At 43.4% G+C, this 11,894-nt stretch carries 11 protein-coding genes; 2 read left to right on the top strand and 9 right to left on the bottom strand.

The genetic code is table 11. The features are described from left to right. Positions 1 to 399: 399 nt before the first annotated feature. Positions 400 to 1,812: a replicative DNA helicase gene (gene dnaB, locus KDJ85_RS17395; RefSeq protein WP_206086317.1), complete on the bottom strand. Its 1,413-nt coding sequence runs from the start codon at positions 1,810 to 1,812 to the stop codon at positions 400 to 402. A gap of 214 nt (positions 1,813 to 2,026) precedes the next feature. On the opposite strand from dnaB, the gene KDJ85_RS17390 reads away from it, so the two are divergent. Beyond that, positions 2,027 to 3,010, top strand: coding sequence for a quinone oxidoreductase (locus tag KDJ85_RS17390; RefSeq protein ID WP_225820726.1), 984 nt, complete (start codon positions 2,027 to 2,029; stop codon positions 3,008 to 3,010). Between the two features lie 61 nt (positions 3,011 to 3,071). Here KDJ85_RS17390 and dusA read toward each other — a convergent pair whose 3' ends face one another. The 8 genes from dusA to KDJ85_RS17350 all read right to left on the bottom strand — a co-directional run bounded on the left by dusA (position 3,072) and on the right by KDJ85_RS17350 (position 11,310). Beyond that, positions 3,072 to 4,073, bottom strand: coding sequence for a tRNA dihydrouridine(20/20a) synthase DusA (gene dusA, locus KDJ85_RS17385; RefSeq protein ID WP_225820725.1), 1,002 nt, complete (start codon positions 4,071 to 4,073; stop codon positions 3,072 to 3,074). 185 nt (positions 4,074 to 4,258) lie between these two features. Further along, positions 4,259 to 4,885 (bottom strand): isochorismate family cysteine hydrolase YcaC, encoded by a 627-nt coding sequence (gene ycaC / locus KDJ85_RS17380; RefSeq protein WP_225820724.1) that lies wholly within the window; start codon positions 4,883 to 4,885, stop codon positions 4,259 to 4,261. Positions 4,886 to 5,023: 138 nt separating this feature from the next. Beyond that, on the bottom strand, positions 5,024 to 5,233 hold the full coding sequence (locus KDJ85_RS17375; protein WP_225820723.1) for a YdgH/BhsA/McbA-like domain containing protein: 210 nt from the start codon (positions 5,231 to 5,233) through the stop codon (positions 5,024 to 5,026). Positions 5,234 to 5,460: 227 nt separating this feature from the next. After that, positions 5,461 to 6,255: an inositol monophosphatase family protein gene (locus KDJ85_RS17370; protein ID WP_225820722.1), complete on the bottom strand. Its 795-nt coding sequence runs from the start codon at positions 6,253 to 6,255 to the stop codon at positions 5,461 to 5,463. A gap of 93 nt (positions 6,256 to 6,348) precedes the next feature. Beyond that, a complete protein-coding gene (locus tag KDJ85_RS17365) occupies positions 6,349 to 6,822 on the bottom strand; it encodes a DUF6882 domain-containing protein (RefSeq protein ID WP_225820721.1) in 474 nt (157 codons plus the stop codon). 3 nt (positions 6,823 to 6,825) lie between these two features. Then, entirely contained in the window at positions 6,826 to 7,761 is a 936-nt protein-coding gene (gene uriH, locus KDJ85_RS17360) for a uridine-preferring nucleoside hydrolase UriH (protein ID WP_225820720.1), read from the bottom strand. A 97-nt stretch (positions 7,762 to 7,858) separates the two neighbouring features. Continuing rightward, a complete protein-coding gene (locus KDJ85_RS17355) occupies positions 7,859 to 10,018 on the bottom strand; it encodes an ornithine decarboxylase (RefSeq protein WP_225820719.1) in 2,160 nt (719 codons plus the stop codon). Positions 10,019 to 10,290: 272 nt separating this feature from the next. Beyond that, positions 10,291 to 11,310: a mechanosensitive ion channel family protein gene (locus KDJ85_RS17350; RefSeq protein WP_225820718.1), complete on the bottom strand. Its 1,020-nt coding sequence runs from the start codon at positions 11,308 to 11,310 to the stop codon at positions 10,291 to 10,293. A gap of 156 nt (positions 11,311 to 11,466) precedes the next feature. Between KDJ85_RS17350 and KDJ85_RS17345 the strand changes: the two genes are divergently transcribed. Next, complete coding sequence (locus KDJ85_RS17345; RefSeq protein ID WP_225820717.1) at positions 11,467 to 11,874, top strand: DUF2750 domain-containing protein; 408 nt, start codon at positions 11,467 to 11,469, stop codon at positions 11,872 to 11,874. The last annotated feature ends 20 nt before the right edge of the window (positions 11,875 to 11,894 follow it).

Genomic DNA, 11,894 nt, shown 5'->3' with positions numbered 1-11,894 from the left:
GCAGCCAACACCGCGACAGCGCAAAATATGACGAATATTTCCATTCGATATTATTTTATGAACCATTTAATTTTAATACTCTAGCCAATACTCTAAATAGTTTGGGTTGTCGCTAGGCGGCAAACGAAGATATCGCGGGGAGCATACACAAGTATGTGACTCGCGTAGCTGAGTGTAGCCAACACCGCGACAGCGCAAAATATGACGAATATTTCCATTCGATATTATTTTATGAACCATTTAATTTTAATACTCTAGCCAATACTCTAAATAGTTTGGGTTGTCGCTAGGCGGCAAACGAAGATATCGCGGGGAGCATACACGAGTATGTGACTCGCGTAGCTGAGTGCAGCCAACACCGCGACAGCGCAAAATATGACGAGTATTTATGACGAGTATTTAGTCTTCGTCGTTATACGCAGGCCCCGCATAATTATCAAAGCGCGACCACTGCCCATTAAACGTCAACCGCACAGTACCAATTGGCCCGTTACGTTGCTTACCTAAAATGATTTCAGCAACCCCTTTGAGCTCGCTATTATCGTGATAAACCTCGTCGCGGTAGATGAACATGATTAAGTCCGCATCTTGCTCGATAGACCCCGACTCACGTAAGTCCGAGTTAACGGGGCGTTTATCCGCACGTTGCTCAAGGCTACGGTTCAACTGTGATAACGCCACCACAGGCACATTAAGCTCTTTCGCTAAGGCTTTGAGTGAGCGAGAAATCTCGGCAATTTCAAGGGTACGGTTATCAGAAAGCGAAGGAACACGCATTAACTGAAGGTAGTCAATCATGATCAGGCTTAAACCACCATGTTCACGGTAAATACGCCTCGCACGGGAACGCACCTCTGTCGGTGTCAAGCCAGACGAGTCGTCAATGTACATGTTGCGCTTTTCCATCAAAATCCCCATCGTGCTGGAAATGCGCGCCCAATCCTCATCGTCTAATTGTCCGGTACGAATACGCGTTTGGTCAACGCGAGAAAGTGACGCGAGCATACGCATCATGATCTGGTTACCTGGCATCTCCAAGCTGAAAATAAGCACCGGTTTTTCTTCTGTCATCGCCGCATTTTCACACAAGTTCATCGCAAAGGTGGTTTTACCCATCGATGGACGTGCTGCCACGATAATTAAATCTGAACCTTGTAACCCCGCAGTTTTCTTATCAAGGTCTTGATAACCTGTAGAAACCCCCGTTACCCCATCATGAGGTTGCTGGTAAAGCTGCTCAATTTTTTCGACGGTTTCGGACAAAATAGCTTCAATACCTTTTGGCCCTTCATCTTTGTTCGCTCGGGATTCTGCGATTTGGAAAACTTTGCTTTCCGCTAAATCCAACAAATCTTCACTGCTACGCCCTTGTGGATCGTAACCTGCGTCAGCAATTTCATTGGCAACAGAAATCATATCGCGCACAACCGCACGTTCACGCACGATGTCTGCATAAGCATTAATGTTTGCCGCACTTGGCGTATTTTTGGATAATTCAGCTAAGTAGGCAAAGCCCCCTACGCTATCAAGCTCACCTTCTTGCTCTAAGGATTCAGACAGGGTAATTAAGTCGATAGGCTTGCCCCGCTCTAGCAATAATTGCATCTGCGAGAAAATCGTGCGGTGAGGGCGGCTAAAAAAGTCAGCGTGTGTGACCCGCTCAGAGACGGTATCCCAACGTTCGTTATCCAACATCAAACCGCCTAAAACAGATTGCTCAGCCTCAAGAGAGTGCGGTGGAAGTTTCAAACCTTCCATTTGGTGATCCCGAGGGGCATCTGTTTTAAAATTCGATGAGGGTTTTTTAGCCATACATTTGCATCCAAGTCTATAATTAACGAACAGCTTCTAGTATACGCCAATCTGATTTTTGTTGTGGCTTTCTTTACGCCCTCAGGCAAGAGAATTGCCTGCTAACGTTTTCAACAAAAAGCACAAACCAATAATTCTTCTGATTGAAACATGGCGTTATAGTAAAACGATTGATATTGTAAACAAAACTAAATAGTTCTTACTGGAGATTGTCATGGCAAAACGTATCGAGTTCGCGCAACATGGCGGCGCTGACGTTCTAAATTTTGTAGATTATTCCCCAACCGCACCTGCTGATAACGAAATTCAAATCGAAAACCGCGCAATCGGCATTAATTTTATCGACACCTACGTTCGCAGTGGCCTTTACCCTGTTGCTAAACTGCCAAGTGGTCTCGGAACTGAAGCCGCTGGTGTCGTCGTTAAAACAGGTGCTCACGTCACAGGTTTCAAACCCGGAGACCGCGTGGTGTATGCCCAAGGCCCGCTGGGTGCCTACAGCGAAGTACACAATGTACCTGAACACGCTGTTGCTCACTTACCTGATGGTATTACCTTTGAACAAGCCGCAGCGAGTTCACTCAAAGGAATGACGGTGTATTATTTATTCCATCAAACGTATCAACTTAAGCGTGATGAAGTGTTTTTATTCCATGCTGCCGCAGGTGGCGTAGGCCTAATTGCCTGCCAATGGGCAAAAGCACTGGGTGCCAAAATGATTGGTACCGTGGGCTCTGCGGATAAAGCACTGCGCGCAAAAGACGCGGGTGCATGGGAGGTGATTAACTACCAAACTGAAGACATCGCTGCACGCGTTAAAGCGATTACTCAAGGCGAAAAAGTCAGTGTGGCTTATGACTCTGTGGGGCAATCCACATGGCTTGCTTCTTTAGATTCACTGAAACGCCGCGGGTTGATGGTGAGTTTTGGTAATGCATCAGGCCCTGTCACGGGTGTAAATTTGGGCATTCTCAACCAAAAAGGCGGTTTATACGTCACTCGCCCATCTTTGGGGGTGTATGTGACTAACCGTGCTGAGTTAGACCAAGCCAGCCATGCGTTGTTTGATATGATTTTAAGTGGCAATGTGAATGTGGATGTGCCGCAATCACAAATTTTTGCCCTAAAAGATGCGCAAAAAGCCCACGCAACGATTGAATCCAGAAAAACCCAAGGATCAAGCTTGTTGATCCCGTAACGGTTATCTCACCGATCAGAAAAAGCGCCTATTTGGGCGCTTTTTCTTTATAATCAACATGCTATTCACCGCGAGTCACGAACTCTAAAGCTTGCTCAACGACCGCTAAGTCAGCACCTTTTTTATGGGCATTTTCACTCAAATGGCGACGCCATTGGCGAGCACCAGGAATGCCTTGGAAAATTCCTAACATATGGCGCGTCATATGGCCTAAATAAGCACCTTTAGACAATTCACTTTCAATATACGGGTACATCGCCCGCACAGCATCAACACCATTCGTCACAGGAAAGTGCTCGCCAAACAATTGGTTATCAACCGCCGTTAAAATAGTCGGGTTTTGATAGGCTTCACGGCCCACCATCACGCCATCGAGATGTTGAAGGTGCTCTTTTGCTTCTTCTAACGTTTTAATACCGCCGTTAATCGCCATCGTTAAATGCGGGAAATCGCGCTTTAATTGATAAACACGTGGGTAATCTAAGGGGGGGATTTCACGATTTTCTTTCGGGCTTAGTCCAGATAACCATGCTTTACGCGCATGGATAATAAACATTTCACAGCCGCCCTTGGTAGAGACTGTTTCGATAAAATCACACAAAAATTCGTAGCTATCTTGCTCATCAATACCAATGCGAGTTTTAACCGTAACAGGAATGGATACCACGTCTTGCATCGCTTTTATGCAATCCGCCACCAACTGCGCATCCCCCATCAAGCACGCACCAAAACGGCCATTTTGCACACGGTCAGATGGGCAACCCACGTTTAAGTTAATTTCATCGTAACCGCGTTCTTCCGCCAATTTAGCACATTGGGCTAATGCCGCAGGGTCGCTACCACCCAGTTGCAGCGAAACAGGGTGCTCTTCTTCACTAAACGCAAGGTAATTTCCCTTTCCATAAATGATAGCCCCGGTTGTCACCATTTCAGTGTACAGCAAGGTGTTTTTGCTTAACAAACGATGGAAATAGCGACAATGACGATCAGTCCAATCGAGCATAGGCGCAACGGAAAAGCGGTTTAAATTTTGATAACCTTGTTTTGGTGTATTTTGATGCATTATTTACTTGCTTTATAAAATCAATGGAATAGCTCAAAAATAAAGAGCTAAGAAAAAATAATGAGCGAGTATACCATAGCGGCCACTTTGTGTGACGGCTAACTATCGTTTTTGATGAGCAAAAAACCCTCAATACCGTTTTGGCACTGAGGGCTGATAAATTTATCATCAGGTTAAAATAAAGGCTATTTTTTCCCTGAAAGCAATGCATAGCTGGTCATCAGATTACGATAATCTGGGATATGGTTTGAGAATAGCGTTCCTAAACCTTCCACGTCATTACGCCAGTCACGGTGTAATTCACATGCTGCACCAAACCAACTCATCAGCTGAGCACCTGCTTTGGACATTCTATCCCAAGCGGCATCACGTGTAATTGGGTTGAACGTTCCCGATGCATCCGTTATTACGAATACTTCATAATCCTCTTCTAAAGCAGATAGCGCAGGGAATGCCACACAGACCTCTGTTACCACACCTGCAATAATTAACTGCTTTTTACCTGTTGCTTTCACGGCTTTAACAAACTCTTCGTTATCCCACGCATTGATTTGTCCTGGGCGTGCAACATATGGTGCATCTGGAAACATTTCTTTTAATTCAGGGACTAATGGACCATTAGGGCCATTTTCAAAAGAGGTCGTAAGAATCGTTGGTAAGTTAAAATATTTGGCGAGATCAGCTAATGCTAAAACACTGTTCTTAAACTTGTCTGGGTCTTGGTCTCGAACCAGTGATAACAAACCTGTTTGGTGGTCAACAAGTAATACTGCAGCATTGTTTTTATCTAAACGGTTATATTTGAAACTCATGGCAACAACTCCTTAGAACAGGGGAAGTACTCTTATTTAGTATAGAAGATAATAATTTTCTTGATGGCGCTTACATTTAAAAATTAGCTAAGCGCCATTTTGGATAAAATATTTCAATAAGTTTTTTAGACTACCAAATTATTTAGTTTCTGCACTCATTGTGACAACATTACCCATACGAGCACTGGTAATTGTGTAGCTATCTGCACCTGCTGCTTTTGCTTTAGCGGCAATAATCGCTTCTGCTGAGTCCAGCGTATCGCCTGTTGCAGTTAATGTTGCTGCTGAAGCGCCAAATGCCATCATAGATAATACAGAAGCTGCCATCAGAGTTTTAAACATGTTCATAATATAATTCCTTCGGTGTTTATTTGGGGAGGCAACCCGTGTTGCCTTCGATGGATGTATCATAGCCCCAAAAGTTATTTGAGTTAAAGCTAATAAAATAGCTTGTTTAATTCAAATAAATTGAATAAGTAAAATCACTTAATATCAATTAAATGGTGAAGGAAAAATAGAAGGATTAGTATTGTGGGTGATGATATAGCGAGGTAAAGCAACCTCGCCATTGATGATTAGCTATTGAGTAATTCAATAATTTGGTCTGCAAGCTCAGGGCTTGCGGCAGATAATAAACTCCCCGCAAACATGGCTTGCTCACGTTCGCCATTAAGTGCACAAACGTCACCGCCCGCTTCACGAATACAAGGGATCAGTGCCGCACTGTCCCATGGCTTCATAATGGTATCAATCGCGCCATGAATGCGCCCTGCTGCAACCATTGCGTGTTGATATGCATCGTTAGCAAAAATAAAATCACGGGCTTGCCCCACCACGGCATCAAGGTTATATGCCTGTGTGCCTTCACGCCGGTTGTAGTTACTGCTATGAATGCCCGATGCACTAATCACCGCGTTTGAAAGTAATCTTGGCGAATCTTGCCCTAATGTTAGCTGCCGTAACGGCTGCCCGCTGATATCTATCCAGCACCCTTCGCCTTGAGAGGCATACACCATCATCGAAATTGCAGGGAAGCTAATTACGCTAAGTAATGGCTCACCATTTTCCACATAAGCAATCAAAGTGCTGAACAATGGCACACCATAGATAAATGCACGCGTTCCATCAATTGGGTCAATTACCCAGCCAGAGGTAAATTTTTGCTCCCCCGTAAAACCAAACTCCTCACCTAAAACAGGTACACTGGGTGTACGCTTGGCAAATAATTCACGAATTTGTTCTTCGACACGTAAATCTGTTTCGGTTACCACCGAGCGATCTGGCTTGTAATCGAATTTCCCTGCACTTTGAAACGCATCAAGGGCGAGATTTTTAACTCGATGGGCTGCATCGAGTGCAATCGTTAACATAAAGCGGATCCTGTTTAAAAACTAATTATAAACAATAAGATAAAATGACATAGATGCGAAAATGCCCCATTAGAAGCCAGTAAGGTAGCAAATTTAGTTTTGACGAAGGGAAACGTCACCAAATGTCATAAAAATCAAAGTATGCCCTGCAATACCACGGTAAACACCTTGCTGCTGGTTCAGTTCACAAGCCAGTGCTGTTAATTGCCAGGCATCATATTCTTCTATTTGGCTAACACGAGCCGTCAGTAATGCATTGTCTTTACGCTCACCATAAGCTTTTACTGTGATCGCATCTTGCGCTAACGTACTATCAATTGACGTATTCGCCCAACTCCACATCCAGCTACCTTGGCTTTGATCATAAGTACCAACAATCTGAACAGGCGCCGTCGCGACAATGTTATCAGGGGCATGAAAGATAATGGTACCTTCGTCTTGATCAACCGACCAATCAGCCTCATCCAGCTTCCATGTCTCACAATGAAATTGGTTTTTCGCTTGTAGGCTGTTCATACTACGTTCAATCAACGCCTCGTAAGGCAATTGTTCTAATTCATTACTCATTGATTATCCAATATTTTTTAAAGAATTCACAATTAATTGCCAAAACTTTTGATGATCAAGTTTGACGGCAACCTGCGTATGGCAATCCGCTGGAGCAGGATGACGGAAATCAGCAACGGTCATGCCAAGTGTTAGCGAACCTGTCAGTTCGATATCCACAGGGACTTTTTGCGTGGTCATCACTGAAGGGTCAATCACATAAGCGACTGCACAAGGGTCATGAACAGGTGGGGCATCAAAGTTTTGAGCTTGCTTGTACATCTTGCCGAAAAAATCCAGTAGTTCAACGACAAATTGCGAACAATCGGTACCAATCGCAGCAATTTCGTTTACGACTTCAGGCGTTGCCAATGCTTGATGGGTCAAGTCTAGCCCAACCATCGTTAATGGCCATTTTTCATTAAAGACAATATGTGCCGCTTCAGGGTCAATTTTGATATTGAACTCCGCCACCGCACTCCAATTACCGACATGGTAGCCACCACCCATCAAAACCACCTCTTTCACCCGCTCAACAATACGTGGCTCCAGACGAGCAGCAAGGGCAATGTTTGTCAGTGCGCCTGTCGGGACTAATGTGACGGTTTTCGGTGGGTGAGACATGATGGTATCGATAATCAATGAAACAGCATGCCTTTCATCAAGCTGTAAAGTTGGCGTGGGTAGAACAGGCCCATCAAGCCCTGAATCGCCGTGAATATCAGGTGCAACCTCAATGCCACGAACTAATGGGCGAATCGAACCCGCAGCAAATGGAATACCCGTGATCTTCGCCATTTCAGCGATCGCCAGTGCATTACGAGTAACTTTTTCAAGGGTTTGGTTACCTGCAACGGTTGTTACAGCCAATAAATCGATATCAGGGTTACCGTAAGCCAGTAATAATGCGATAGCATCATCATGGCCAGGGTCACAATCAAGAATGATTTTTTTGCTCATACCTTACCTCATAAAATTGGAGTCAGAGATGGCTCTGACTCCAATGTAACGACCCGATAAGGCAAAATCTACGCTTAAAGTCTGAATACGAAGGAAATTATTTTAAAACATGCGCATAGACACGTTTTTTCTCGCCTTCGTTTTTCGAAATATACACGCCTTGCAGCTCAGGAGCGAAACCTGGTAACGCATTAATCCCCGCTTCAAGTGCTTTGAAATAACGCAGCACAGGGCCTGACCACACTTCCCCAGGCACAACACACAAGACGCCAGGTGGATACGGCAAAGCGCCCTCTACCGCAATGCGCCCTTCGAGCTCATCTAATGGCAATAACTCACAATTACCACGAATAAATTCTAAATGCGCTTGCTGTGGGTTCATTTTGACTTCAGGGAAATGCGCCTTACGAAACATCTCTTTTTGCAACTGCTTGATATTGTCATTAACACTCAATTGATGCATTTCTTGGCATAAACGACGCAACGTATAACCTTGATAATGCGCTTGATAGCGCTGGTATACTGATGGAAGTACATCTTCTAATAACGCATCTTCATCTAATAATTGTTCAAAGCGTACTAAATGAGAAACTAACAGTGCGAGTTTTTCCGTCGTTTCTGCCGGGGTCAATAAAAACAAAATCGAGTTTAAGTCGCATTTTTCAGGGATCACACCGTGTTCACGTAAAAAATGCGCCAAAATAGTTGCAGGTACGCCAAACGACTCATATTCCCCACTTTCGACATCAATACCCGGCGTCGTTAACATGAGTTTGCACGGGTCGACGAAATATTGGTCTTGGGCATAGCCCTCAAAAGCATGCCAACGTTCCTTAGGAATAAAATTGAAAAAACGTTGTTCCGAAGCAATTTGTTCTGTCGGGTATTCATGCCATGCTTTTCCGTCAATCAATTCAGGCACAAACGGCCTAAAATAGCGGCAGTGCTCGAAAATTGATTTGCGCACTTCAATGCCCGTTTTTACGCAATCCATCCACATCATTTCACCCGCAGCACCTTGGTGAATGCGTGCATTAACATCTAACGAGGCAAATAAGGGATAAAATGGGCTCGTTGAGGCGTGCATCATAAAGGCATTATTCAGTTTCTTATGGGAAACAAAACGTTCTTGCCCTTTGATATGGTTATCTTTTTTATGAATTTGTGACGCTTGTGAAAACCCCGCCAGTTGCTTGTGCACTGACTGAGTGACCATAATGCCTGGGTCGTTTTCATTTAATTCAAGCAACAAAGGGGAACACTGGCGCATCATCGGGATGAACTGTTCATAGCCCACCCACGCAGAGTCGAACAAAATATAGTCACATAAGTGGCCTATTTTATCGACCACTTGCCTTGCGTTATATACGGTTCCGTCATAAGTACCGAGTTGAATTACTGCCAAGCGAAAAGGGCGCGTTTGTTGCGCTTTTTCAGGCATCACATCTTGGATTAACTCACGTAAATAATGCTCTTCAAAGCAATGGGCATCAATACCACCAATAAAACCAAACGGGTTACGCGCCGTTTCTAAATAAACGGGGGTTGCACCCGCTTGAATTAATGCACCGTGGTGGTTGGATTTATGGTTGTTGCGATCGAATAACACCAAATCACCGGGTGTTAATAATGCATTGAGCACCACTTTATTGGAAGATGATGTCCCATTGAGAACAAAATAGGTTTTGTCTGCATTAAACACTTTTGCCGCAAACTTTTGGGCTTCTTTGGCTGCACCTTCGTGGATCAGCAAGTCTCCCATCGCAACATCCGCATTGCATAAATCAGTACGGAATAAATTCTCACCATAAAATTGGTAAAACTGTTCACCTGTTGGGTGGCGGCGGAAAAATTGCCCACCTTGATGACCGGGGCAGGCAAACGTGACGTTATGACCCGCAGCATAATCCATCATTCGCGCAAAAAATGGCGGTAATAACTGCTCAAGGTACTGATTGGCAGCATCAAGCAATTGGCGGCTATTTTCTTCCCGCTCCGATGGCGTTGGTGGTAATAATGCCGTGATGTATGGCGGTAAACTCTCATTTGTTGGCAGCTGTTTATCACTGATGATAAACAGCGGAATACTCAATTTACTCTGAGCTATCCTTTCCCACAGCCCTTGGTCAGCATCTTGTTCAGATAGCACTACCGCAGCAATATTGTTTAACTGTGCATCGCGAACATCTACCCACTGAAATTGGTTAGTGAAATAGATTGCGACCCCCTGGCTACATGCCACATTGATTTTGTTCATAGCAGTCTGGCTCTTAGTTAGCTGAGGAAAAGAGGCGGTCAATATACTTGATAGATCAGGGAATTGAAATGATTTGCACTGCGGTAAAAAAGCGGTAAATGAGTGGAGTCGAATATTTTTTATAAGCCACTGGTTAATAGCATAAAAATATTCATGCTACTCAACACATCAACTGAAACATAAAATCAGATAAATTAAAATTTATAGATAAAATGACCAACTAATAACAGGAATCTATGAAATCAGTCGGTCAATTTATCCTGTATGGGACATTAGTGGTTTTTTTCCACATACAATGTTTGAGAAGGGAATGCAAAGTCTGCGCCGTGACGCTTAACAATCTCAATAATCTTTAAATAGACATCCTGTTGTGCCGCTAACCACTCAGCCCAAACCGTCGTTTTAGTAAAGCAGTACACCATAATATTTAACGATGAATCTGCAAATGCATCAAAATACACCAGCAGAGTTTGGCTGGTATCAATATTTTCATCTTGCTGCAGCATTGTGCGAATATCGTCGACGATCGCACCAATTTTATCGGAATCTTCATAACGCAAACCTAATTCAGTTTTGATCCGACGGTTAGTCATTCTCCCAGGGTTTTCCACGCTAATGGACGAAAATACTGAGTTTGGAATATACAATGGCCGATGGTCGAACGTGATGATCTTAGTGATCCGCCAACCAATTTCCACTACCGTACCTTCAATATTTCTATCGGGTGAACTCACCCAATCCCCAATATTAAACGGGCGGTCAAAATACAGCATCAACCCTGAGAAAAAGTTACTCAGGATATCCTTACCCGCCATACCGATGGCAATACCACCGATGCCACCAAAGGCCATCAGTCCTGATAGGCTCATACCAAAGTGTTCACCAAACAACAGTACCATAACGACAAATACCGTGGTTTTAAACACCCGGGCCACAATACGGGCCGAAGTTGGGTCACTGCCCTTTTTGATTTGTGTCTTCTCTAATCGATTGGCAAGTTGAAACAATTTTCGCATTAAAATCAAAGCAATTAATGCGATCGTGATAAAATTGACCAGCGGCGTGGAAATAAAATTCAAATCAAAATCAGCCGCGGCCATATCCACATATTGCGCCGCGACCACAACGACAGCACATAATACAACTGTTTGAATAACATGAATAATAATGCTTTTATGTTTGTGCTTATGTTTACGTCGTTTATGGAATATCTCAAAAAAGACATACAGCATGAGACATGCTGCGATGATGGTCATGCCAATGGCATATTTTTCAAGTAAGACTTCTATCATCTCTAACCGCCCTAAAATTCATCTGATAGATATTTTTTAATCGTTTTACTGTGTATTGTTTTACGTTATCTTGTTATTAAGATAACAATTATAAATATTATTTTCCCAATAATTATCAATTACTTTTTAGACCATCCAATAACGAATAATCCAATAATGAATAGTCCAATATTTTCCCCTAATGAGAAAGAAATTCAAAACGTTTTGGCTTTAAGTACTTCACAAAAATACCGCTATTTTGTCGGTAAAATTGCCGATTGGCAGCAAGTTTGGAGTATCGGCGATGGACAAAACCTCGTCACTACATGGCATGATGATAAGTGCCTTTCTTTACCCTTATGGCCTGCAAAAGCGTATGTCGAATTGTGTTTAATCGGTGAATGGGCCAATTTTACGCCCATGCCATTTACCCTTGAACACTTAATGACAGAAATTTTACCTGATATGCATGAAGCGAATATTAAAGTCGCGTTGATGATGCAATCTGATGGGAAAAAAACACCCGTTAATGATGCAGCGCAATTACTGGCCGATTTAGAAGAAGAGTGTCAACAATATGAATAAAAGGCAGCAAATTGCTGCCT

The organism is Providencia vermicola (assembly GCF_020381325.1).
GTDB classification, from domain to species: domain Bacteria; phylum Pseudomonadota; class Gammaproteobacteria; order Enterobacterales; family Enterobacteriaceae; genus Providencia; species Providencia vermicola.
Note: the sequence above shows the minus strand (reverse complement) of the source record. Positions and strands in the feature narration are given on the sequence as shown.

Coding starts and splice junctions, on each gene's coding strand:
- KDJ85_RS17370 (WP_225820722.1), bottom strand. CDS start 6,255: ATGTTAACGATTGCACTCGATGCAGCCCATCGAGTTAAAAATCTCGCC.
- KDJ85_RS17375 (WP_225820723.1), bottom strand. CDS start 5,233: ATGAACATGTTTAAAACTCTGATGGCAGCTTCTGTATTATCTATGATG.
- KDJ85_RS17350 (WP_225820718.1), bottom strand. CDS start 11,310: ATGATAGAAGTCTTACTTGAAAAATATGCCATTGGCATGACCATCATC.
- KDJ85_RS17390 (WP_225820726.1), top strand. CDS start 2,027: ATGGCAAAACGTATCGAGTTCGCGCAACATGGCGGCGCTGACGTTCTA.
- uriH (WP_225820720.1), bottom strand. CDS start 7,761: ATGAGCAAAAAAATCATTCTTGATTGTGACCCTGGCCATGATGATGCT.
- dnaB (WP_206086317.1), bottom strand. CDS start 1,812: ATGGCTAAAAAACCCTCATCGAATTTTAAAACAGATGCCCCTCGGGAT.
- KDJ85_RS17355 (WP_225820719.1), bottom strand. CDS start 10,018: ATGAACAAAATCAATGTGGCATGTAGCCAGGGGGTCGCAATCTATTTC.
- ycaC (WP_225820724.1), bottom strand. CDS start 4,885: ATGAGTTTCAAATATAACCGTTTAGATAAAAACAATGCTGCAGTATTA.
- KDJ85_RS17365 (WP_225820721.1), bottom strand. CDS start 6,822: ATGAGTAATGAATTAGAACAATTGCCTTACGAGGCGTTGATTGAACGT.
- KDJ85_RS17345 (WP_225820717.1), top strand. CDS start 11,467: ATGAATAGTCCAATATTTTCCCCTAATGAGAAAGAAATTCAAAACGTT.
- dusA (WP_225820725.1), bottom strand. CDS start 4,073: ATGCATCAAAATACACCAAAACAAGGTTATCAAAATTTAAACCGCTTT.